The sequence below is a fragment of the Amycolatopsis acidiphila genome, assembly GCF_021391495.1.
Classification (GTDB): Bacteria; Actinomycetota; Actinomycetes; order Mycobacteriales; family Pseudonocardiaceae; genus Amycolatopsis_E; species Amycolatopsis_E acidiphila.
Genome location: NZ_CP090063.1, coordinates 2736999 through 2759501, shown reverse-complemented (window position 1 = coordinate 2759501; position 22503 = coordinate 2736999). Strand labels below are relative to the sequence as shown.

Below are 22503 nucleotides of genomic sequence, written 5' to 3'. Positions count from 1 at the left end.
CCCGGACGAGGGTGACGGCGACCAGCCCGACCGGAGGTGAAGGAGACTGTGGGTGAGCCCGAGTTCACCGGCCGACCTCGGTGAGCGAGCCGCTGTGCCACCGGCGCCGCACCGCCTGCCCGCACGTACTCGCCTGGCGGTGGCCGCCGCGCGACTGGGCGCGGCGGTCTCGCGCAAGCTCGGCCTGGGTGACGGCGGTGTGATCGGCGGGCGGATCGCGCTCAAGCTGGATCCCGGCGCGCTGCGCACGCTCGGCCGCGGGCGTGCGGTGGTGCTGGTGACCGGCACCAACGGCAAGACCACGACCGCGCTCATGCTCACCCGGATCCTGGAAGCGCTCGGCCCGGTCGCCACGAACGGCGATGGGGCGAACATGCCGGACGGGGTGCTGGCCGCGCTCGTGGCGAGACCCGACGCGCCGGTGGCGGTGCTCGAGGTCGACGAGACTTACGTGCCCGCTGTCGCCGCACAGCTGCGCCCGGCTTGCCTGGTGCTGCTCAACCTCAGCCGCGATCAGCTGGACCGCGTCGGCGAGGTGCGGGCGACCGAACGGGCCTTGCGGGCGGTCGTCGCGGGCCTGCCGGACACCACGGTGATCGCCAACTGCGACGACCCGCTGGTCACCTCGGCCGCCCTCGACTCGCCCAAGGCGGTGTGGGTCGGCGCCGGACAGAGCTGGCACGCCGACGCCGTGGCCTGCGCCCGCTGTGGCCAGGCCGTGCGGCGGGAGGACACCGGCTGGCGCTGCGTCTGCGGTCTCGTCCGGCCCGTTCCACAGTGGACACTGATCGGAGACAAAGTGGAAACCGTACTGGGCGAGTGCTTTCGGCTCGATCTTCGGCTGCCGGGCCGGGCGAACGCCGCGAACGCGACAATCGCGGTGGCCACCGCCGCCCGGCTCGGGGTACCGTCGGAGGTCGCTGTCGCGCGGCTGCGCTCGATCGGTGATGTCGCCGGCCGCTACCGGCGGGCGTGGGTGCACGGCCGCGAGGTGCGCGTCCTGCTGGCGAAGAACCCCGCCGGCTGGCGGGAGACGCTGCCGCTGCTGGAGGGCCGGTCGCCGGTGGTGATCACGGTGAACAGCGGTGAGGCCGATGGGCGTGACATGTCGTGGCTGTGGGACGTGCCGTTCGAGCAGCTGCGCGGACGGCAGGTGGTGGCCGCCGGCGAGCGGGCGATGGATCTGGCCGTGCGCCTGACCTACGCCGAGGTGCCGCACACGGTCGTACGCCGGCCGCTCGACGCGCTCGACGCCCTGCCGGCCGGACCGGTCGAGCTCATCGCCAACTACACGGCCTTCCGCGCCCTATGGCATCAGCTCGGCGATGACTGAGTCGGCGATCCGCCTCGGCTTGGTACTGCCCGACATCCTCGGCACCTACAGCGACGGCGGCAACGCCGAGGTGCTGCGGCTTCGGGCGCGCTGGCGGGGCATCGCCGCGACCATCACGGAGATCGGCTATCACGAACCGGTGCCGTCCTCGCTCGATCTGTACCTGCTCGGCGGCGGCGAAGACGAGGCGCAGGCGCTTGCGGCCGCTCAGCTGCGTGCCCACCCGGGTATCCAGCGAGCCGCCGCCCGCGGTGCCGTGGTGTTCGGCGTCTGCGCCGGGCTGCAGCTGCTCGGCGCGGACTTCACCACCTCCGACGGGGTGCGGCATCGCGGGCTGGGCCTGCTCGACGCGGTGACGTCGCCGGGGCGGCAGCGGGCGGTCGGAGAGGTCGTCGTCGAGGTCGGTGCCGAGCTGGGGGCGGAGCCGCTCACGGGCTTCGAAAACCACCTCGGCCGCACCCGCGTCGGTCCCGGTGCTCGCCCGCTCGGCCGGGTGCGGGCGGGCACCGGCAACGGCGACGGCACCGAGGGCGCGGTCACCGGCCGGGTGCTGGCGACCTACCTGCACGGCCCGGTGCTCGCGCGCAACCCCGCGCTGGCCGACCTGCTGCTGGGCTGGGTGCTCGGCGCACCGCCGGCCGCACTGCCGTTGCCGGAGGTCGGGAGGCTGCGGGAGGAACGGTTGCAGGCCGCCCGGCGCGGGGCGCGGCGGTGATTTCCTACGCTACGGTGGTGCGTTTCCAGCTGTCCCGGCCCGGGCTGCGCACCCGGACCACCCTCGTCGCCGTCGCCGCGGTGGCGGGGACCCTCGTGCTGGCCGGGATCGTCGTGGTCCTGCTGCTGGGCTGGTCGCTGGACAAGGCGACGACCGAGGACGCGCGCAGCGCGGGCCGCCAGGTCGGCAACGAGATCGCGAAGGAAGGCGCCCGCGACCTCACCTCCAGCGATGTCGCCAGCAGCGGCGACAGCGCCTCGGTGATCCAGGTGCTCGACCGCACCGGACGGCCGATCGCCAGCGACCCGGCCATCTCCGGACGCCCGCCGCTCACCGGGGACCGGCCGACGCCGGGCCACGAAAGCGTCGAGACGGTGACCCTGCCGATCAACGGCACCGACGAGGACTACCGGCTCGTCTCGGCCGGCGTCTCCGGTCCGGGCGGCCCCTACACGGTGATCTCGGCGCGCTCGCTCGATCCCGTGACCCAGGCGTCGGCCCGGCTGTCGCTGCTGCTGGGCATAGCGGCCGTGCCGTTGCTGGCCATCTGCGCGCTCGCGGTCTACCGCGCCGTCGGCTCGGCGCTGTGGCCGGTCGAGCGGATGCGGCGCGCGGTCGCCGAGATCTCCACCCGGGACCTGAGCCGCCGGGTCGACCTGCCGCCCGGCAACGACGAGATCCACCGGCTGGCCACCACGCTGAACTCCATGCTCGGCAGGCTGGCCTCCGCTCAGGGCGCCCAGCGGCGGTTCGTCGCCGACGCGAGCCACGAGCTGCGCTCACCACTGAACACGATCACGACCGCACTCGAAGTCTCCGCACACCATCCGGACGCCATGAGCGCCGACGAGCTGCTCGATGTGGTGTCGCGGGAAACCGGGCGGCTGCGGGAGCTGGTCGACGACCTGCTGCTGCTCGCCCGCACCGACGACACCACCGACAAGCCGCCGCACACCGAGGTCGACCTGGACGACCTGGCCCGCGCCGAAGCCGGGCGCGCCCGGTCCACCCGGGCACTGGAGGTCGAGATCCGCACCGGGCCGGCCAAGGTGACGGGCAACCCCTCGCAGCTGCAGCGGGCGATCCGCAACCTCGTCGACAACGCGGCCGAGCACGCCCGGCACCGGGTCCGCGTGCGAACTCGGACCGACGGGGCGACCGCGGTCGTGGAGGTCGCCGACGACGGGCCCGGCGTGCCGCCGCAGGACCGGGTGCGGATCTTCGAGCGGTTCGTGCGCCGGGACGACGCCCGCCACCACGGGACCGGCGGCTCCGCCGGACTGGGGCTCGCCATCGTCGCCGGGATCGCGGCACGGCACGGCGGGCACGCCGAGTACGCCGACACTCCCGACCCCGCCTACCCGGGTGCGCATTTCCGCATCCGGCTCCCCCTCAAGGACAGCTAGATGCGCATCCTGGTCATCGAGGACGAGCAGGCCTTCGCCGAGACCCTGCGCAAGGGACTCACCGCGGACGGCTTCACCGTCGAGGTCGCCCACACCGGGCCGGACGGGCTGTGGCTCGCGACCGAGCACGTCTACGACGTCATCGTGCTGGACATCATGCTGCCGGGCATGTCCGGCTATACGGTGCTCAAACGCCTGCGCGAACGGCACAACTGGACCCCTGTGCTGATCCTGACCGCCAAGGACGGCGAATACGACGAGGCAGACGCGTTCGACCTCGGCGCCGACGACTACCTGACCAAGCCCTTCTCCTACATCGTGCTGCTGGCACGGCTACGGGCCCTGCTGCGCCGCGGCGCCCCGGAGCGCCCCGCCGTTCTCACCCTCGGCGACCTGCGGCTCGACCCCGCCGCCCGCACCGTCCACAAGGGACACCAGGAGGTGGAGCTCACCGCCCGGGAGTTCGGCCTGCTCGAGTTCCTGCTCCGCCGCCGCGGCGAAGCATTGAGCAAGCACGAGATCCTGACGCACGTGTGGGATGCCCACTACGACGGCGACGAGAACGTCGTCGAGGTCTACATCGGCTACCTGCGCCGCAAGATCGGCCCCGGTTACATCCAGACCCTGCGCGGCGTCGGCTACCGCCTGTCGTGATCAAGTCCGGACACCGGCAGGCCCTCTTCCCCGCCACGGCGGTCCGCCAAGCTGGAAGCAGGGTCGACCGAGCTGACGAGGGCTGCTCGGTGAAGGAATCGGCACGAGCGTCCTCTCGCCGCCGCGCGCGTTCAGCCGGCGCCCCGCGGCGTAGGAGGCGGCCCCAGAGCGCCACAAGGATTTTGCCGACAGCTAATCCTGCGTTGCCGAACCGCGTACCTGCGGGTTTCTACCGTCGAGGGATGGGACGATGCCGGCTTGCCTGCGCGACATACGGCTCGACGGGAGGGCGTCTCGCAACGCTGGCGATGGTGGCCGCCCTCACCGCGTGTGCGACGGGAACGCCGTCAGCCACGGCCCCGGCCTCTGCTCCGGCGGCCGGCATGATCGGCGACATACCCCGGAATCAGCCTTATGCGCCCTTCACCGCAGCCGACATGTCCGTGACTGTCCGGATACCGGCGGGCTGGACCCGTACCGAGGGTGGCTCGTCGGCGTTGTTCACTTCGGGTTTCGACAGCGTCGCCGTCGACACCCTGAGCACGCCTCAGGCGCCCACCACAGCCTCTGCCAGAACCTTCGACGTTCCCGAGCTCCAAACGACCAGCAACGGTTTCGTGCTGGGCCAGATCGCGACAGCGGCTCGCCCGGCAGGAACCGCCGTCCTGGTCACCTACGAGGCACTGTCCCCGCTGGCGACATCGAGCCAGCCGGTCGTCGAGGCGGTGGAGCGCTACCAGTTCTGGCGCGGCACGCACGAGGCGATCCTCACCCTGTCCAGCCCGGCCGGCACCGCCAACGCCGGTGCCTGGCGCACCATCACCGACTCGCTGCGCTGGTTGAGCTAGTCTTCCGCCCCCGCGAGGCCGACCACGACAAGATGAACGCGTTCTACAGCCGTCCCGGCTGCCTGGCGGGCTTCCGTGCTACGAGGCCACCAGATCGTCCCGGGCCACCGGACGAGACGTCGCCGCGAGGACGTCGCGGTAGAGCTCCTCGAAGCGCCCCAGGGTTCGCTGGATGTCGTGAGCCGCGATCAGCTGTGCACTCGCTCGTCCCATCGCCTCGCGTACCGCGCTGTCGCACATCACGTCGCCGAGGGCTCTGGTCAGCCCGGCGACGTCACCGGGCTGGTACAGCCAGCCGTTGTGGCCCGGGTGGACCAGGTGCGGCAGTGCCATCGCGTCGGCCGCGACAACCGGCCTGCCCGCGGCCATGGCCTCCATGGTCGCCAGGCTCTGCAGCTCGGCCGTTCCCGGCATGCAGAACACGGTACAGGACTGGTAGGCGCGGACCAGCTCGTCGTCGGTGACGAAGCCACGGAACGTGACGCGGTCGGTGATGCCCAGCCTGGTGACGAGCTCCTCCAGCCGGTCGCGTTCGCTGCCGTCCCCCACCAGCTCGACCCGGATGTCCGCGGGCAACGCGGCCGCGGCTCGGAGCAGCTCGTGGACGTTCTTCTCGGCGTCCAGCCTGCCCACGAAAAGGATGGTCGGGTCACCGCCGGCGGAAGCCGGCGCGGTGGCGAAGTGAGCGCGGTCGATGCCGCACGAGATCGGGGTCGCGGGCCGGTTCAGGCCGTTCTCCTCGAGCAACTGGACGGCGCGTGGGGTCGGTGCGGTGACCGCGGCCGCGTGCATGAGCACCCGCGTCAGGTCCCACCAGGCCAGTCGCGCGAACAGCCGGTGGGACCAGCGCGGAAGCGGTCCGTAGCCCAGGAGGTTCTCGGGCATGAAGTGATTGGTGGACACCACCGGGACCGCCGCGGCGGTGGCGGCGCGGACCGCGCGCCGGCCGATGACGAAATGCGCCTGGCTGTGCACGAGGTCGGGCTGAATCTCTTTCAGCAGCGAGGAAACACTCCTCGCGGCGCGCCAGGGAGCGCACACCCTGAACGTCGGGTGGAACGGTGTCCGCAGCGCGCCGATGCGGTGCACGATCACCCCGTCGGCCACCTCGGTCCGGTCCTGGCTGGTGGTCGACGGGCACAGCACGTGGACGTCGTGGCCGCGCGCGGCGAGTCCCGACGCGAGGCGGTGCGCGAAATGCGAAGCACCGTTGATATCGGGCGGGTAGGTGTCCGCGGCGACGACCACACGCCACGGACCCTCGCGCTGCACCCTTCCGGTGGCCGGCCCCGGGTCCGGCACCGCGCGCGCGAGAACGACCAGACCCGCGATCGCGGCTGCCGCGGGCAGGGTTGCGGTCACGAGGAACGAGCTGCTCGCCTCGCCGTAGGCGAAGACTCCGATCAGGATGGCGGCAACGGGATCGAGGATGGTCGTGGTCGCCACCACGACCGCGGACGATCCGCCTGCGTGTGCCTGGTGCACCAACCAGCTCCCGGCGAGCGCCGCGGCCACGATCTCCACCGCCACCACCGGCAGCAGACCGCCGAGCTGCCCTTGGGCGAGCGCACGGACCAGCGCCGAGGTGAAGCCGAAGAAAAGGGCTCCGGCACCTGCCAGCAGGACGCACCTCGCCCGCGCTCCCGCGCGCCGCCCCACGACCGCCAGCACCACGGCCACGACGGGAACCCACTGCGCGACGACGAGGTCGGGCCGAGCACCGCTCGCGGTCGCCGAGCTGGAAAGCCCGACGAACGCGATCACCCCACCCACGGTGAGCACCATTCCGGCGAGTACCCCGGCGGTGGGGCGAACCTTGGCGAGGACGGCGGTGACCACCAAGGTCAGCACTCCGATCGGCTGCACGACGACCAGCGGGGCCATGGTGAGCGAGAGAGTGTGCAGCACCGCTCCTGCCACGAGGAACAGCACGCTCCAGCGCCACGACGGGACATGCAGGATCGCCCGCACCCCCGGGAGGGTCAGCTCAGGGCCGCCGGCGACCTTCCGGACCGACGTGTGTTGCAGGTGGTTGGCGACCGCGTAGCCGAACGCCGCGGCGATCGCGCACCCGATGGCGATGATCAGCATGACTTCCTCTCGAGTCGGGACAGGGCGAACGCCGGCTGGGACATCGCCGCTACATAGGTGGCGAACGTCAGGCGCTCGCACAGCCCCTGGACCGGCGGGCCGAAACTGGCACCAGGACCGGAGAACACGACACAGACCTGCGTGGCCGCGAACACGGCCAGGGCGGCCCAGCACCACTGCGTCCACCGGCGAAGCCGGGCGGCGAGGTCCCCGGGGCCGAGCTGGACGGTCAGCACGCGCAGCGCCGACGGCAGGCACACGAACAGCACGGTCCCGGCGACGAGGTGCACCGCGCCACCGAACGTCCGGGAACCTCCGGTGGGGTCGGTGGGCACGAACGCGCACACGGTCAGCCCCAGGCACCAGCCGGCTGCCAGGGCGACGAACGGTGTGGTGAGCGGGACCCCCGCCCGGATCAGTCCGATCACCAGCACCACCATCGCGCCCGCGAGCGCGAGGGCGCCGCAGGCGAACCACACCGCACCACCGGAAAGCGCGTAGTCGCTGATCACCTGGCTGACCGGATCGACCCGGGCGGCGAGGAAAATGTGCAGCCACAGCACGCTGGCAACAGCTGTGGCCAACGCACCAAGAGTGGCCATGCCGCTGAAGGACGCGCCACGGCGCACGGCACCGGCATCAGGCCGTGGCGGTGTGGGATGGGGAACGTCAACGAGGGTCACGGTGCGACTTTTTCTGCTCCAGATGAAGAAACGCTAAGAAACCGCGGCTGTTTTCCTGTGAGAAGCGGACAGCGGTAGCCGGATCCGCAGCTCGGCGCCCCCGCTCTCGGCACGCGCCGCGTGTACCGACCCGTGATGCGCCTCGACGGTCTTCGCGACGATGGCCAGTCCCAGCCCCGATCCGGGCATCGCACGCGCGTCCGCGGCGCGGTAGAACCGCTGGAACACCTTCTCCCGATCCTCTTCCGCGATACCTGGTCCGTCATCACCCACCACGAGGTCGGCGTGGTCGCCGGCCTCGTTCACCGACATCACGACCCGCACCACGCCGCCCGGCGGGCTCCACTTCGCGGCGTTGTCGAGCAGATTGAGCACAGCGCGCTCCAGGGCAGCAGGCTGACCGGCACAGGTGGCCGGCAGCACGTCGAGGTCGAAGACCACCGAAGGCCAGTGGATACGGGCGCGTACCACCGCGGCATCGACACACCCGGCGAGGGCGAGCTGCTCGAACGGCTCCGGATTCGCGTCGTCCGCGGCAAGATCGATCAGCTCACCGGTCAAAGTGGACAGTTCCGCGACCTGGGCGCCGAGGTCGGCCAAGAGCCGCGTCTGGTCCTCGGCCGGCATTGCTCTGCCGTGCGGCGCCTGCTGCGACGCGTGGATCAGCAGCTCGATGTTGTTGCGCAGGCCGGTCAGCGGTGTCCGCAGCTCATGCCCCGCGTCTTCGACCAGTTGCCGCTGCGCCGCCTTCGCGCCGGCCAGCGCCGTGAGCATCCCGTTGAACGCCACCGCGAGGCGAGCGATCTCGTCGTGCCCGCGTACCGGGATTCCGGCGGTGACGTCCTGGGTGCGGGCGATCTCCTCGATCACGGTGGTGAGCCGTTCCACCGGGCTCAGGCCCGCGCGCGCGATGGTCCAGCCGATCAGTCCTGCCACAGCGACGCCGGCCAGGCTGATCCCGATGAGCAGCGCGCCCAGCCCGGTGAGGGTTTCCGCGATGCCACCGGTCCGCCGGGCGACCTCGACGGCGCCACCCGGCCTGGCCACCGTGTCGACCCGGTACGAGTGTTCGTCGGAGCCGGCGTCGGTCAGGACGGCCCCTTGCCCCGATCCGCTGACCTCTTGTGCGGCAGGCGCGACCGGCCCCAGCACCTGTGCACCCGCGCTCTGGGCCACGACGATGCCCGCTGTGTCGAGGAAACGCACGGCGACATCGGGCGCGGCGGGGCCGCTGCGCCAGTCCGCACGTGGCTGCGTGGCGGTGGCCATCGCGGCAGCTGCGGCGGCCGGCGTGGCCGCCTGCTGCGCCGCAACCGCGTCAGTGCGCAATCGTGCGTCCAGTTGCTGGTACAACCGCCCGCGCATGAGCCACCAGCAGGACAGGGAGACGACCACCACGACGGCGGCCACCGCCACCGAAGTGATCGCGGTCAGCCGCGAGCGCAGGCTCATCCGCCCCCATCGGCGCCAGGCCGGGCGCGTCACACGCCGTCCCGGAGAACGTAGCCGACGCCGCGAACGGTGTGCAGCACACGTGACTCGCCGGCTGCTTCGAGTTTCTTGCGCAGGTTCTTGACGAAGACGTCGAGTCCGTTGGATCCGGTCGGCAGATCTACGCCCCACACGTGGTCGCCGAGCACCTGTCTCGTCAGTACCTGCCGCGGGTGCCGGAGAAACACCTCCAGGATCGAGAATTCCGTCCTGGTGAGGTGCACCGGGCGGGCATCTCGCCGAACCTCGCGGGTCACGGGATTGAGCGTGAGATCGCCGAACGCGAGCCCGGCGGCTTCAGGTTCGGCGACCGTGTCCTGGGGCGTGGCCCTGCGCAGCAGCGCGCGCAGCCGGGCGAGCAACTCCTGCAACGCGAACGGCTTCGCCAGGTAGTCGTCAGCCCCGGCATCGAGACCGGTGACCCGGTCCCCGACCCGGCCCCGCGCGGTCAGCATCAACACCGGTATCGCGTTTCCCTCGGCGCGCAGCCGCCGGCACGCCTCCACCCCGTCCATTCCCGGCATCGCCACGTCGAGGATCGCGCCGTCCGGCCGCAGCGTCCGGACGCGCTCCAGTGCTTGCGCGCCGTCGCCGGCGAACTCGACGTCGTATCCTTCGAAGCGCAGCGTGCGGGACAGGGAATCGCGGACGCCGGGGTCGTCGTCAGCGATCAGCAGCAACACGGCCCACCGCCTGAGATCCGACGCCGGGGCTCGTCGCTCCCGGGGACCGCAGCGACACGGCGAAGAAGTCCCGCTGATCAGGTTTCAGATAGCGAGTGGTCGAGCCCGGCATGCTGGGGAGCAGATGGACGGGGGAACTTCCGGGAACGTCGGGCCGATAGGAGTTGAACGCCACCATCTGCGAGTGGATGTCCAGTTCCATCCCGCGCACGATCCCGGCCTCCACCATGGCATTGGCCAGCGTGCTCAGGGTGAGCTTGTCGCCCGCCACATAGATCAGGTTGCCGGCCTGGTCGGTACCGACGCCGGAGCGCCAGGTGAACTGGAACTGGTTGCTCGCGCTGCCCCAGTCCCCCGCCGGGTTCGACTGCAGGCCCGGGACCGGAGCACCCCCATCGACCACCAGGTGGAGGTTCTGCCGCACTGCCACGACATCGGGGGTCAGCGTCTCGTCGCGCCCCCATTGTCCTATCGACACGGTTCCGTCCCGGTGGATCACCGCGGAGGCTACGCCGTCGCGCAGCCGCGGGCCCTGGACACCGTCGAGGTAGGCGCCGCATCCGCAGTCCTGCATCTTGAAGCCGGAGTTGAACGTCGCCACGAGCGTCGACCGCAACGCGGTGGGGACGGCAGCGCCTTCGGGACCCGCTGACCCCCGCGGCTCCTTCGTGCCGGCGATCAAAGTGGTTCTGACCAGACGCTGATCGAGCCAGGCGACTCCCGCGATCACGCTGGCATGGCCCGGATCGGGCCGGATGAACGTGGTGTAGTCGGCGGCCGCGCCGCCGCTCACGCGTGCTCCGGGGACCCAGATGCCCTCACCCGGCAGCGTCGGCGGCGCCACCGGCAGGTCGGTGGGGCGAGCGCCGGAGGGCCGTCCTTGCCCGGTCTGTCCGACGTTGGGCAACGCCCCCGCGGCGGGAGCCGCAGTCGATGGCTGATGCCGGGTGTACCACCAGTTCTCCACGGCGTTGACCACAGGCCCGGCCCCGATCTGCCGCATCCAGTCGACGGTCCGCGCCGACAGCGGCGCGTCACCTGGATAAGTGAGCGCCTGGACGTAGGTCACACCCGGATACGCCAGCAATGCGGCGATTCCGAGGGCGACGAACTTACCGCGTTTGCCCATGGCATCGACGATAAGAACGCCTAGGTTCACGCCCGGGTCACCGGAGGTTAGCCGACGGCAAAACGTCGCTCGTGAATGTGCCCGGCGGCGCTGCACCGCTGGGGCAGGCTGCCCCGGTCGCTCCCCGCCCGTTCAACTCTTCGTGGCGCGGCGGCGCCCGAAAAGGTTATCCCCGGGCAAAATCAGCCGAGCGTCGCGGCTCGGCGGTGTCGCGCCGTTTACCCTGCGGTCATGACGCGACTGTTGCTGGTCGAGGACGACGAGACGATCGGCCGGGTACTCGACTCGAGCCTGCGGCGTCATGGCTTCGATGTCCAGTGGGAGCGATCCGGCCATCGCGCCCTGTCCAGCGCCACCACGGAAGACTTCGATCTGGTCCTGCTCGACCTCGGCCTGCCCGACCTCGACGGGATCGAGGTCTGCCGCCGGCTCCGGGCGGGCCAGCCGCAGGCGGTGCTGGTGATCCTGACCGCTCGCAAGGACGAGATGGACGTGATCGTCGGGTTGGAGGCCGGGGCGGATGACTACCTCACCAAGCCCGTGCGGCTGGGCGAACTGCTCGCCCGGGTGCGGGCCCATCTGCGGCGCGGGCCCGCCGGCGCGTCACCGCTGACGATCGCTGTCGAAGTCGGCCCGTTGAGAATCGATGTCCAGGCCCGCCGCGTGTACCTGCATGATACCGAGATTCCGTTGCGCACCAAGGAGTTCGATCTGCTCGCGCGACTCGCCGAGAACCCGGGTGCGGCCGTGAGCCGGGACAGCCTGATGACCGATGTGTGGGACGCCCACTGGTACGGCTCGACCAAGACCCTCGACGTGCACATGGCGTCGTTGCGCCGCAAGTTGGCCGCGGCCGGCCGCGCTCCCCGGATCTCGACCTTGCGCGGCCATGGCTACCGGCTGGAACGCCTGGAGGAATGACCGTTGCGCAAGCGCATCATCGCCCTGACGCTCGCTGCCGCGGTGCTGGCCATCAGCCTGTTCGGGCTGCCGTTGGCCGTGGGTGTCGCGAAATACTATCTCGACGACGAACGACGTGAGCTCGAGCGAACCGCCGACTCCACCGCGCTGACCATCGCCGACCAGCTCGCCCACGGGAGTCTCCTGCCGCTTCCCATCGACAGCGAAACCGGGCTCGCCGTCTACGCCCCGGACGGAAGTCTGCTCGCCGGCGATGGACCGTCCACGGCGGACACGGTGGTGCGGCGTGCGTTGGCCGAGGGACCGGCGCAAGCCGAGCCGGACGGTGAACTCTCCTTCGCCGTCCCGGTCACGGACGACGGCGTGCTCGTGGGCGTGGTCCGGACGGCGTCTCCGCGGACCGATCTCTACCTGCGCACCGGCGCGACCTGGCTGGTGATGCTCGGCCTGGCCGCGACCGCGCTCGCACTCACCTGGCTGGTCGCCCGTCGGATGGCCGCGCGGCTGGCCGGGCCTCTGGAACATCTCGCAGTCGCGGCCCGCCAGCTCGGTGAAGGCGACTTCACCGTACGGGCGCCGGCCGCGGGAGTGCCCGAGATCGACTCCGTCGGAGCCGCGCTGAACACGACCGCCGGTCGGATCGGCGACATGCTCGACCGGGAACGCGCGTTTTCCGCGAACGCCTCACATCAGCTGCGCACCCCCCTGGCCGGGCTGCGCCTCCAGCTCGAAGCAGCCCTGGACTCCCCCGGCGCCGATCCGGCAGCCGCGGTCGCCGACGGGATCGCCACCGCCGATCGGCTGGAGCGCACGATCGACGACCTGCTCGCACTCGCCCGCGGCACCGGCGCGAACCCGGACACCGCGGCCGATCTGGACCGGCTGCTCGCCGAGATCGGCGACGTCTGGCGCGGCCTGCTCACCGCTCAGCACCGCGAGCTGCACGTGACGGGCGACGGTGCGCCGCCACCACGGGCCTCCGAAGCCGCCGTCCGCCAGATCCTGGCCGTTCTGCTGGACAACGCCCTGGCCCACGGCCGCGGAACCGTGACGGTCATCGCACGCGACGCCGGAGGCGCACTGGCCATCGACGTGTCCGACGAAGGGCCCGGCATCCCCGACGACAGCGACGTGTTCCGCCGCCGCACGAGCAGGACCGGCAGCGGCATCGGACTCGCGCTGGCGCGCAGCCTGGCCGAAGCGGAAGGTGGCAGGTTGTGGCTGTCCCAACCGGCGCCGCCGACCTTCACCTTGTTGCTTCCGACGGATTAGCGCGGCACGCCTGTGCTCCCTGACGTCCTGGGTACCCATGGTGATTGCGGTAACGCGGCAGTGTTGTTGCAGCGGCTGCGCCGGCGAGGAGCCGCTGCGACCGTCGTCGGCATCGGCTACGGCCGGGCCGTGCCCTCGGCCCTCGACATCTCTCAGGGTCACCGAGGTGGGCCCGGGCAGCCGGCCGTCCGGCAACGTCCTCAGGGAGGCCACCGCCATCCCTGCCCATCTACAGTGTTGTAGATTCAGCACATGACGCGGCGATTCCGGGGCGGCCGGCGCGGGCCTGGCGAGTTGGAGACCGAGGTGCTCGCGGCGTTGTGGAGCGAAGGCAGGCCGATGACGGCGACCGAGGTACAGGAGAGCGTCGACACGGAACTGGCATACACCACCGTGGTCACGATCCTCAGCCGGCTGCACGACAAGGGTGCTCTGACCCGCGAGAAACGGGGCCGCTCCTTCGCCTACGCCCCGGTGGAGGACGAGGCGGGTCTGGCGGCGCGTCGGATGCGCAAGCTGCTGGACACCCAGCCCGACCGCGCGCGGGTGCTCGCGCGGTTCGTGTCGAACCTGTCGAACTCGGACGAGCAGATGCTGCGGGCACTGCTGCGCGACACCGGCCAGGAGTGACGCCATGGACGGCGTGTTCGTCCCGTTGCTCCTGCCGGTGGCCGCCTGGCCGTTGGCCCGCGTGGCGAGCGGTGCCCCGCCCCGGCTCGCGGTGTGGCTGCTGACCTGCGCCGCGGTGGCACTGGCCGCCGGGAGCACGGCGGCGCTGGCCGTGCTCGCCTTCGCCGGGCTGTCGCTGATGCCTCCGGTCGCGCGGTTCGGCGACTGGTCGCCGCAGACCTTGCGGGGCATGGGGCTCGCGAGTGTGCCGTGGGAGGTGGTGTCCGGGCTGGTGCTCGGGATCGTCCTGGTGTCGACCGTGGTCGATGTTCTCCGGAAGCAGCGCTGGCTCCGCGAAGTCGCCCGGACGATCAAGGGTGTCCCGGAGAGCGCGGGGCTGGTGGTGCTTCCGGACGCCGAGCCGCTGGCGTTCGCGGTGCCGTTGCGCGGCGGCCGGATCGTGGTGTCGCGGTCCATGCTCGCCGCGCTGACCCCGGCCGAGCGGTGCGCGCTGCTCGCTCATGAACGGGCGCACCTGCGTCACCGCCACCACGTGTTCCTCACGCTCGTGTCGCTGGCGACCTCGCTGAACCCGCTGCTGCGGCCGCTGCGCTCGGCGGTGGTGTTCCTGGTGGAACGGTGGGCCGACGAGGTCAGCTGCGCCCGGGTGGGCGATCGGCGGGTGGTGGCGGTCGCCGTGGGGAAGGCCGCGCTGGCGGCCAGGACGACGGTCTCGCCGCTGGCGCCCGCGGCCACCGGAGGCTCGGTGCCTCGCCGGGTGGCGGCGCTGCTGGACAGCCGACCGCAGCGGTCCGGGTGGCGACTCGCGGCCGTGGCCGGTACGGCGTTCACCATCGCGATCACGATGTGGTCGGCGCAGGCGAGCGTGGAGGCCGCGGCTGATCTGCACAAGGGGATCGAGGTGGCGAGCCTCGGGCATCACCACCCTCACCGGTCGATGGCGTGATCGGCGAGCGGGCCGACGCGCAGGCCGCGATGCGCGCACTCGTCGAGCAACGGGCCGAGGGCGGCGAGGGTGGCGCGCCACGCCCCGACGCTCGCCGCGTGGTCGGAGTCGTGCAGCAGCACGGTGCCCCCGCCGTCGAGGTCCTTCAATACCGTGCGCAGCACTGAGGACCCGGTGGCGCGCTCGGTCCAGTCGAAGCCCCAGCAGGTCCAGAGAACCGGCTTCAGCCGCAGCCGGCGGGCGGCCAGCAGCGCGCCGCCACTGAACACGCCGTAGGGCGCTCGAAACCAGTGTGGACGCCGTCCTGACGCCTGCTCGATCACTTCGCAGGCCCGGGCGAGATCGTCGTGGACCCGGCGGGGGCCGTAGCGCAGGAGACAGCGGTGTTCCCAGCCGTGCACCGCGAGTTCGTGCCCGGCGTCGACGATGTCCCGCGCCACTCCTGGTGCGCGCGCGACCTGGCTGCCGAGGACGAAGAACGTCGCGCGTGTTCGCCGCGCCTCCAGCAGCCGCAGGAAATGCGGCGTCGACAACGGGTTCGGCCCGTCGTCGAAGGTGAGCGCGACATGACCAGGATCGCCCACGCCGGCGAGCCTGGGCAGGAAGCGGTTGCGCAGCGGTGGCAGGAACGCGGCCGCCGGGCCGGCGTGGGCCACCCCGGCGGCGAGCACCAGCGAGGCCGTCTTCATGCGGCCCGCGCCGGGACAGCGGCCGGGCGTGCCAGGACAGCGAGCAGGTCGGCCGGGTCGGCGCCCCTGGGCAGGCCCGCCGTGCGCGCCGTGTGCAGGGCGTGTCCGAGGTCGGCGCGCGACACGGTCGGCACCAGCCCGATCTCGTCGAGCACGCGGGCGTTCGTCCGACCGTGCCCGGGCAGGCTGCGGTAGGTCAGCACCGGCAGCCCGCTCGCGAGTGCCTCGAGCGTGGTCAGCCCGCCGGCGTTCTGCACCACCACGTCACACGCCCGCATCAGCGCCGGCATGTCCTCGACCCAGCCGAACACCCGGGACACGCCGGCGCGGCGCAGCCGCTCGCGCAAGGCGTCGTTGCGCCCGCACACCACGACCGGATGCGCCGCGCCGGTCGCCGCGACGTCCTCGGTGATGTCCTCGACCTCGCCCACTCCCCAGGAACCGGACACGACCAGAGCGAGCCGCTCGCCCCTGGCGAGGCCGAACCGGTCTCGCGCGCGGTTCCGCTCGCCCGGCACGGGCGGCCGGAACCCGGGCGCCACAACAGGTTTCGCCGCCACGGCCACCGGCGCGCCGAGCCGCAGGGCCGCGGCGGCCGCGTGCCGGTTGGGCGCGATGTGCAGGTGCGCGTGCGCGCTGACGGCCAGCCGGTGCACCGACGGATCGGTCAGGTACACCCCGACCGGCGCCGCCAGCTCGCCCCTGCGCCGGAGCGCACCGAGCACCTGGCTGGCCAACGGGTAGGTCGAGACGACCAAGGCGGGCGGCGCGGCGAGCACGGCACGCAGGCGCGGCGCGGCGAGGCCGGCCAGCCGTCCCGCGAGCCGGGCCAGCGGAGCGGACCCGGCTGCCGCGAGCAGCAGGTCCCAGCTGCGCGGGACGAGCTCGAGCTCGCGGTGGTAGGCATCGCAGAGCCGCTGGCCGAGGCGGCCGGGCAGTAGGTCGAGGAAGTCGTGGCAGGCGATGTCGAAACCGCGCTCCCGCAGCCGGCGCGCCAGCTCCGCGGCCGCGCCGTCGTGCCCCGCGCCGATCCGCGCTGACACGATCACAGCCCGATCTTCTACAGTCATGTAGTATTTCTACAGCAGCGTAGATACTGCTCTTTCGCGGGTCCGCCCGTTCAGTGTTCAGCACGAGGGGTCAACGGATTGCCAACCAACAGCCCTGGATCCCGCCGGCCCGCCCTGGGCGCACTGGTGGCAGTGGTGGTCTTCCTCGCCCTGCTCGCGACGGCGACGAACCTCCTCCCGTGGGGCCGTGGCGTGGATCTCGGCGTGCACGCGTGGGTCGTGGCACATCGACAGAGCGGCGTCGTCGCCGTCGCGGCCGTGCTGACGAGCCTGGGTACCTCCTGGGTGACGATTCCGGCGGTCGCGCTCGTGGCGTTCGCCACGGCAACGGCGGACGTGCGAGGGCGGGTCGTTCAGGCCGCCGCGGTGGTCGCGGTGATGGCGGCCGGGGTGCTCTGCCGTTCGGCACTGGCCGCGTTCATCGCGCGCCCCAGGCCGCCCCGCCACGATTGGGCGGTTTCGGCATCCGGACTGTCATTCCCCTCAGGACATTCGACCGACGCGGCGCTCGCCGCGGGTCTCATCGCGTGGCTGCTCGCCCGCCGTCTCGCCGCCCGCCGGGTGATCTGGGCGAGCGCGGCCGGATATGCCGCCGTGATCGGAGCGACCCGCGTCTACCTCGGCGTGCACTGGCCGACAGACGTGCTGGGTGGCTGGGCGTTCGCCGCCGCCTGGCTGGCCGTCGCCTCGATCGCCCTTCCCGTCACCAGGCGTCCTGACTCCACCCCGAGGTAGCGCCGACGGCAGCGATGGCGCCACGCCATCGCGACAATGGCCGCCCAGCCGGTGCGCGGTTCGGGCGCGGATGGCAAGTCCGTGGTGAGCGCGTCGAGCTCGTGGCGATAGCGCGCGGCGTAGACCTGCTCGAGCCGCTCCTCGACCTCGGACAGCGACAGCTGCCCCTCGCCGGCGGCGTCCTCGTCTCGTCTCGATCCCGAGCGCAGGAAGCGAAAACCCCCGGTTCGGTCAAGCGGCGGCAAGAAGTTGCCGGCGCGCGGTCCGTTAGGCTCACGGTGTGGCGGAGAAATCGGTCCCGGGCGAGGAGACCGCGGCCGGCTGGCTCGTGCTGATCTACCGCGTGCCCTCCGAGCCGACGCGGCTACGGGCAGCGGTGTGGCGCCGCTTGAAGGGCTTGGGCGCCATCTACCTGCAGAACTCGGCCGCGGCGCTTCCCGCGACTGCGCAGACCGAGCGCGCCCTGCGCAAGTTGCGACACGAGATCCTCGACATGTCGGGCACCGCGGTGCTGCTCTCGTGCGACGTCCTGGCCGGTGAGCCGGAAGTGATTGCCGCGTTCCAGGCTGCCCGCGACGACGAGTACGACGAGATCGTCGACAAGTGTCAGGACTTCCATGGCCAGTTGGAGAAGGAGTACCGCGCGAACCACTTCACCTACGCGGAGCTCGAGGAGAACGAGGAAGACCTGACGAAGCTGCGCAACTGGTTCGCCAAGGTCGCCCGCCGTGACGTCTTCGGCGCCCCCGGCCGGAGTGCGGCCGAGGACGCCTTGAAGACATGCGAAGTAGAGCTCGAAAAGTACGCCGGCCGGGTCTACGCCGAGGAGGCCGAGAGTCGTTGACTCGCCCCGTTGCTCAGGACTGCCTGCGTGCGCGGGCGACCCGCCACACGGTCACCGGGAGCACGAGGGCCACCGCCGCGGGAACGATCCACCACGCCGGTGCCCCGGCGCGATGCACGAAGTACGTGACCGCCAGTGCCGCGATCACCGCGAGCGCCGCGCGCCAGTCGTCGCCGACGATGAAGTCGTACCAGAACGCCACGAATCGGCGAAACCGGCGCATCAGCCGTTCTCCGTTCCGACCGTGATCGTCCGTGCGGCGGTGGTGCGCTTGAGCGCCGCGACCAGGCCGAGCGCGAACAGCGCGATGGCGGGCACCAGGACGAGCAGGGCCGCGTCCGAGCCCGGCCACACCGCACCGGCACCTTCGCTCCCCCAGTAGACACCGAAGGCCGTCAGCATCACGCCGACCACGAATTTCATCGAGTTCTCCGGGACCTTGGCCAGCGGCGCACGGACCGCGACACCGGTCACCACGATGACCGCGACGGCCGACAGGGCTGCGAGGGCGGCCAGTGGCACGTTGTTCTGGTTGCTGCCGAACGTGAGGGCGATGAACGCGACCTCCAGCCCTTCCAGGAAGACTCCCTTGAACGAGAGGGTGAACGCGTACCAGTCGCGGACACCCCGCTTGCGCTGGCCGGCCACCGCTTTTGCCGCGGCCAGTTCCTTTTCGTACGTCGCTGCCTCGTCGTGCAGGGCCTTCAGGCCGCCCGCCCGCAGCACCGCCTTGCGCAGCCATTGCAGACCGAACACCAGCAGCAGGCCGCCGACGACCAGCCGCAGGCCGCCCAGCGGCAGGACCGTCAGGGCCGGGCCGAGCGCCGCGACGATCACCACGAGCCCGGCCAGCGCCGCGACGACACCGGTGGCCGCCGAGCGCCAGTCGCGCGCCGTGCCGGCTGCCAGCACGATCGTCAGCGCCTCGACCGCCTCGACCGCACAGGCCAGAAATACTGCGAGGAACAGCGCGCCACTGCTCATTGCCACCACCTTCACGGTTACGTCGCCCGTGTCCTGAGCAGCTTACCTGCCCAAACTAACAGCTGTCACATTTGGTCCGTGACGTGTGCAATGCAGCCACTCGGGCGACCGTGGCGCCCGGTTCACCGGGGTGTCCGCGGACCTGGCCGCGACGAACCGGGAGACCCGCTTGCGCCGAAAGCCGGCGTCGCCCTGACTGCCTGAGCCTCAGGCGAGGACCGAAATCCTCGCGTCCGCGCGCATGGCCCCTGATGACCCGCGCCGTACTGGTACCGATGAACCGGCCGAGGACCGCGGAACGCTCGAAGCACGCAAGAGCCTCCACCCCGACGGGCGGACGTCGCTCCCGCTGATCCCGCAGCGGCTGTCCAGCGTCCTGGATCTGATATCTTGATATCTTGATATACCAAGGAGGAGAAATGCCGGAAATGAAGCCGCTCGATCCGCATGTGCTCGAACTACTCGGCCAGGCGAGCACCGCCACCCTGACCACCCAGCTGTTCGCCCGCGGGCTGCGCAACGCGTTCATGGTGGGTCTGTCACCGGTGAACCCGAACCGCACGAAGTTCGTCGGCGAGGCGTTCACGCTGCGGAACATCCCCGCGCGCGAGGATCTCGACACTCTCGCGGTCTTCAAGGACTACGACCACCCGCAGCGACTCGCAGTCGAGTCCGTGCCGCCGGGCCAGGTGCTCGTGATGGACTGCCGCAGCGACTCGCACGCCGCGTCCGCCGGCCACATCCTGGTGACCCGCATGATGCGCCGCGGCCTCGCCGGGCTGGTCACCGATGGCTCGCTGCGCGACTCCCCCGCGATCAGCCGCACCGACTTCCCGTCGTTCGCGGCGGGAGCCTCCGCTTCGCCCAACCTGGCCCGTCATCACGCGGTCGACATGCAGGTGCCGATCGGCTGCGCCGGCGTACCGGTGTACCCGGGCGACATCATCGTCGGCGACGACGAGGGCGTCGTGTGCGTACCGCGTGAACTCGCGGCGGTGATCGCGCAGGCCGCGGTCGATCAGGAGAAGCTGGAGGAGTTCGTCCTCGGCGAGATCGAGGGCGGCGCACCGCTGCGCGGCACCTACCCGCCGGACGAGCAGACGCTCGCCCGCTACCGCGCAACCCTCAGCTGACCCGGGTCTTCTCCAACGAAGCCTCGATGTGCGCCGTCATCAGCTCGGCGGCGCGCTCGGCGTCCCCCGCGCCGACCGCGTCGCAGAGCCGTCGGTGCTCCTGGTACTCCTGCTCCCAGCTCGGCGACTCGTCGCGCCACAGCATCGAGACGGCCAACAGGGCGAGCTGGTCCTGCACCTCGTCGAGCGCGACGACGATCAGCGGGTTCCCGCACGCCGAGTACAGCAGCCGGTGAAAGCGGCGATTGACCAGGCTCAGCTCGCCGTAGTCCGCGCGGTCGATGGCGTCCCGCGCGTCCTCGAGCGTTTGCCGAGCCTGCTTCAGCACGCGAGACGGGAAGTCCTCCGTGGCGCGCCGGACGGCGTGCGGCTCGAGCAGCAGCCGCATTTCGTAGATCGAGCGGACCGCGGCCTCGTCGAGCACCCGCACCGTCGAGCCGCGGTTCGGCGACATCGTGATGAGACCGCTGCGGGCGAGGCTGATCAGCGCCTCGCGCACCGGGGTCTTCGAAATGCCGAACATCTCGGCGAGCTGGCGTTCTACGAGTTCCGTGCCGGGCGGGAAGATCCCCTTCAGGATCGAGTCCCGGATCGCGTCGGCGATGAGACTCGCCCGAGAACTCAGACCCGGCAGTGAGGCCAGCGCGGGGACCTCGTTCGCCATCCTGCGTCTCCAATTCGTTGTTGGGTATATCAGTATACCAAATGGAAAGGTCCTTCCTTGTCTTTCACCGAAGACGTTCCCGATACCACTGCGGAAGAACTGCGGGCCGTGCTGACGAAGGCGGCCACCGCGGCGGTACCGTTCGCCGCACTGCCACCGGCCGAGCGCGGCCGCATGCTCGCCGCGGTGGCCGGCGCGCTCGAAGCCTCCACAGCCGACCTCGTACCGCTCGCACAGGCGGAATCCGGTCTGCCGGAGGGCAGGCTACGCGGCGAACTGACCCGGACGGCGGTGCAGCTGCGCATGTTCGTCGAGGTCCTGCGTAACGGCGGCTACGCCGACGTGGTGATCGACCGGGCGGACGAGGGGTTCGCACTGGGCGCGCGGCCCGAACTGCGCCGGGCCCGGTTCGCACTCGGCCCGGTCCTGGTGTTCGCCGCGAGCAACTTCCCGTTCGCCTTCAGCGTGGCCGGCGGCGACACGGCGGCAGCGCTCGCAGCGGGCTGCCCGGTCATCGTGAAAGCGCATCCCGGTCACCCGCGGCTCTCGGCACGGGTCGGGGAGATCGTCACCGAGGCGCTCCGCTCCGCGGGTGCGCCCGAAGGCGTGTTCGGCGTCGTGTACGGCAAGGAGACCGGGGTGGCGGCCCTGCGCGATCCCGTGATCACCGCCGCCTCGTTCACCGGATCGATCCCCGCCGGGCTGGCTCTCGCCCGGATCGCCGCGGAACGGCCCGTGCCCATCCCGTTCTACGGCGAACTCGGCAGCGTCAACCCGGTTTTCGTGACCCCGGCGGCGCTCGCCGAGCGGGGCGAGCGAATCGCCCGGGAGTACGTGGACTCCTTCACCCTCGGCGCCGGACAGTTCTGCACCAGTCCCGGTCTGCTCTTCCTGCCCTCCGGACACGGCCTCGAAGACGTGCTCGTGAAAGCGGTTTCCGCCCTGCCGCCCACCCGCATGCTGACCGGCGCGGTACACGCGGGCTACGCGGCCAGGCGGGCGGACATCCTGAAGGCCGACGGGATCCGGGTGCTGGCGGAAGGGCAGGTGGGCGAAGGGCTCGACGTCACGCCGACACTGGTCTCGACCGACGTGCCCACCCTGCTCGCGCAGCGGGAGCAGTTGCTGGACGAGGCCTTCGGCCCGCTTTCGGTCATCGTGGAGTACGACGAGCCGGCACAGCTGCCCGGGGTCGTGACCGGCTTTCCCGGCAGCCTGACCGCGACCGTCCACACCGGACCCGGCGAGCACCCGGACCTGCTGCCGGTGGTGGACGCGCTGGCGGCGCGCGTCGGCCGGCTGCTGTTCAACGGCTGGCCGACCGGGGTCGCGGTGACGCCGGCGATGCACCACGGCGGCCCGTTCCCGGCCACGACGTCCCCGCTGCACACCTCCGTCGGCGCCCGCGCGATCGACCGCTTCCTGCGGCCGGTGGTGTTCCAGAACGCGCCGGAGGACCTGCTGCCCCCGCAGCTTCGCGAGGACAACCCGTGGGATCTGCCACGAACGGTCGATGAACCCGGCGGCTCCGTCTCCTGGGGTCGCTGAAGTCACGAAGAGGCCGGCCGCGACCGCGGCCGGC

The 22503-nt window shown here is 71.4% G+C and carries 23 protein-coding genes and 1 pseudogene; 13 read left to right on the top strand and 11 right to left on the bottom strand.

Annotation, left to right across the window (positions count from 1 at the left end):
• Positions 1–52: 52 nt before the first annotated feature.
• The 5 genes from LWP59_RS13375 to LWP59_RS13355 all read left to right on the top strand — a co-directional run bounded on the left by LWP59_RS13375 (position 53) and on the right by LWP59_RS13355 (position 4956).
• Complete coding sequence (locus LWP59_RS13375) at positions 53–1333, top strand: Mur ligase family protein (RefSeq protein WP_308431763.1); 1281 nt, start codon at positions 53–55, stop codon at positions 1331–1333.
• Positions 1326–2048 (top strand): type 1 glutamine amidotransferase, encoded by a 723-nt coding sequence (locus tag LWP59_RS13370; protein ID WP_144635472.1) that lies wholly within the window; start codon positions 1326–1328, stop codon positions 2046–2048. Before LWP59_RS13375 ends, LWP59_RS13370 begins: the two co-directional genes overlap by 8 nt.
• 17 nt (positions 2049–2065) lie before the next feature.
• A complete protein-coding gene (locus tag LWP59_RS13365; RefSeq protein ID WP_144635475.1) occupies positions 2066–3454 on the top strand; it encodes a sensor histidine kinase in 1389 nt (462 codons plus the stop codon).
• The gene (locus tag LWP59_RS13360) at positions 3455–4108 is read left to right on the top strand and encodes a response regulator transcription factor (protein WP_144635478.1); all 654 of its coding nucleotides are present in this window, start codon (positions 3455–3457) and stop codon (positions 4106–4108) included. It abuts the gene before it with no gap.
• A gap of 437 nt (positions 4109–4545) precedes the next feature.
• Positions 4546–4956 (top strand): hypothetical protein, encoded by a 411-nt coding sequence (locus tag LWP59_RS13355; RefSeq protein ID WP_144635481.1) that lies wholly within the window; start codon positions 4546–4548, stop codon positions 4954–4956.
• 78 nt (positions 4957–5034) lie between these two features.
• Here the strand turns inward: LWP59_RS13355 and LWP59_RS13350 are convergent, their stop codons facing one another.
• The 5 genes from LWP59_RS13350 to LWP59_RS13330 all read right to left on the bottom strand — a co-directional run bounded on the left by LWP59_RS13350 (position 5035) and on the right by LWP59_RS13330 (position 11063).
• On the bottom strand, positions 5035–7047 hold the full coding sequence (locus tag LWP59_RS13350) for a glycosyltransferase (protein ID WP_144635483.1): 2013 nt from the start codon (positions 7045–7047) through the stop codon (positions 5035–5037).
• Positions 7041–7631, bottom strand: coding sequence for a DUF998 domain-containing protein (locus tag LWP59_RS13345; protein WP_186383114.1), 591 nt, complete (start codon positions 7629–7631; stop codon positions 7041–7043). Before LWP59_RS13345 ends, LWP59_RS13350 begins: the two co-directional genes overlap by 7 nt.
• 132 nt (positions 7632–7763) lie before the next feature.
• Complete coding sequence (locus LWP59_RS13340) at positions 7764–9182, bottom strand: HAMP domain-containing sensor histidine kinase (RefSeq protein ID WP_144635489.1); 1419 nt, start codon at positions 9180–9182, stop codon at positions 7764–7766.
• Positions 9183–9211: 29 nt separating this feature from the next.
• Positions 9212–9904, bottom strand: coding sequence for a response regulator transcription factor (locus tag LWP59_RS13335; protein ID WP_144635492.1), 693 nt, complete (start codon positions 9902–9904; stop codon positions 9212–9214).
• The gene (locus LWP59_RS13330; protein ID WP_186383115.1) at positions 9885–11063 is read right to left on the bottom strand and encodes a phosphodiester glycosidase family protein; all 1179 of its coding nucleotides are present in this window, start codon (positions 11061–11063) and stop codon (positions 9885–9887) included. The genes LWP59_RS13335 and LWP59_RS13330 overlap by 20 nt, the downstream gene beginning before the upstream one ends.
• Before the next feature lie 201 nt (positions 11064–11264).
• Between LWP59_RS13330 and LWP59_RS13325 the strand changes: the two genes are divergently transcribed.
• From LWP59_RS13325 to LWP59_RS13310, 4 genes are all read left to right on the top strand, one after another.
• On the top strand, positions 11265–11954 hold the full coding sequence (locus tag LWP59_RS13325; RefSeq protein ID WP_144635495.1) for a response regulator transcription factor: 690 nt from the start codon (positions 11265–11267) through the stop codon (positions 11952–11954).
• Between the two features lie 3 nt (positions 11955–11957).
• Positions 11958–13226 carry a sensor histidine kinase gene (locus LWP59_RS13320; RefSeq protein ID WP_144635498.1) on the top strand — a complete coding sequence of 423 codons (1269 nt, stop codon included), beginning with the start codon at positions 11958–11960 and terminating at the stop codon, positions 13224–13226.
• A gap of 252 nt (positions 13227–13478) precedes the next feature.
• The gene (locus LWP59_RS13315; RefSeq protein WP_144635501.1) at positions 13479–13856 is read left to right on the top strand and encodes a BlaI/MecI/CopY family transcriptional regulator; all 378 of its coding nucleotides are present in this window, start codon (positions 13479–13481) and stop codon (positions 13854–13856) included.
• A 4-nt stretch (positions 13857–13860) separates the two neighbouring features.
• Positions 13861–14802 (top strand): M56 family metallopeptidase, encoded by a 942-nt coding sequence (locus tag LWP59_RS13310; RefSeq protein ID WP_144635504.1) that lies wholly within the window; start codon positions 13861–13863, stop codon positions 14800–14802.
• Here the strand turns inward: LWP59_RS13310 and LWP59_RS13305 are convergent.
• Positions 14784–15491, bottom strand: coding sequence for a polysaccharide deacetylase family protein (locus tag LWP59_RS13305; RefSeq protein ID WP_144635507.1), 708 nt, complete (start codon positions 15489–15491; stop codon positions 14784–14786). The genes LWP59_RS13310 and LWP59_RS13305 overlap by 19 nt on opposite strands.
• Positions 15488–16540 carry a glycosyltransferase gene (locus LWP59_RS13300; protein ID WP_229858039.1) on the bottom strand — a complete coding sequence of 351 codons (1053 nt, stop codon included), beginning with the start codon at positions 16538–16540 and terminating at the stop codon, positions 15488–15490. Before LWP59_RS13300 ends, LWP59_RS13305 begins: the two co-directional genes overlap by 4 nt.
• 147 nt (positions 16541–16687) lie before the next feature.
• Here LWP59_RS13300 and LWP59_RS13295 point away from each other — a divergent pair, with 147 nt between their 5' ends.
• Positions 16688–17296 carry a phosphatase PAP2 family protein gene (locus LWP59_RS13295; protein WP_144635513.1) on the top strand — a complete coding sequence of 203 codons (609 nt, stop codon included), beginning with the start codon at positions 16688–16690 and terminating at the stop codon, positions 17294–17296.
• Between the two features lie 83 nt (positions 17297–17379).
• On the opposite strand, the pseudogene LWP59_RS40685 reads toward LWP59_RS13295, so the two are convergent.
• Positions 17380–17541, bottom strand: a pseudogene (locus tag LWP59_RS40685) (DUF1707 SHOCT-like domain-containing protein); the annotation flags it as partial.
• Positions 17542–17576: 35 nt separating this feature from the next.
• Here LWP59_RS40685 and LWP59_RS13285 point away from each other — a divergent pair.
• Positions 17577–18140, top strand: coding sequence for a Chromate resistance protein ChrB (locus tag LWP59_RS13285; RefSeq protein ID WP_144635519.1), 564 nt, complete (start codon positions 17577–17579; stop codon positions 18138–18140).
• Positions 18141–18153: 13 nt separating this feature from the next.
• Here LWP59_RS13285 and LWP59_RS13280 read toward each other — a convergent pair whose 3' ends face one another.
• Both LWP59_RS13280 and LWP59_RS13275 read right to left on the bottom strand, forming a co-directional pair.
• Positions 18154–18363, bottom strand: a complete 210-nt coding sequence (locus LWP59_RS13280; RefSeq protein ID WP_222425454.1) for a hypothetical protein — start codon at positions 18361–18363, stop codon at positions 18154–18156.
• Positions 18363–19124 carry a COG4280 domain-containing protein gene (locus LWP59_RS13275; protein WP_144635522.1) on the bottom strand — a complete coding sequence of 254 codons (762 nt, stop codon included), beginning with the start codon at positions 19122–19124 and terminating at the stop codon, positions 18363–18365. Before LWP59_RS13275 ends, LWP59_RS13280 begins: the two co-directional genes overlap by 1 nt.
• A gap of 419 nt (positions 19125–19543) precedes the next feature.
• Here LWP59_RS13275 and LWP59_RS13270 point away from each other — a divergent pair, with 419 nt between their 5' ends.
• Positions 19544–20257 (top strand): ribonuclease activity regulator RraA, encoded by a 714-nt coding sequence (locus tag LWP59_RS13270; protein WP_222425455.1) that lies wholly within the window; start codon positions 19544–19546, stop codon positions 20255–20257.
• Here the strand turns inward: LWP59_RS13270 and LWP59_RS13265 are convergent.
• On the bottom strand, positions 20250–20921 hold the full coding sequence (locus LWP59_RS13265; protein ID WP_144635524.1) for a GntR family transcriptional regulator: 672 nt from the start codon (positions 20919–20921) through the stop codon (positions 20250–20252). The two genes, LWP59_RS13270 and LWP59_RS13265, sit on opposite strands and share 8 nt — an antisense overlap.
• A 57-nt stretch (positions 20922–20978) precedes the next feature.
• Here LWP59_RS13265 and LWP59_RS13260 point away from each other — a divergent pair, with 57 nt between their 5' ends.
• On the top strand, positions 20979–22469 hold the full coding sequence (locus LWP59_RS13260) for an aldehyde dehydrogenase (NADP(+)) (RefSeq protein WP_144635527.1): 1491 nt from the start codon (positions 20979–20981) through the stop codon (positions 22467–22469).
• Positions 22470–22503 lie beyond the last annotated feature (34 nt).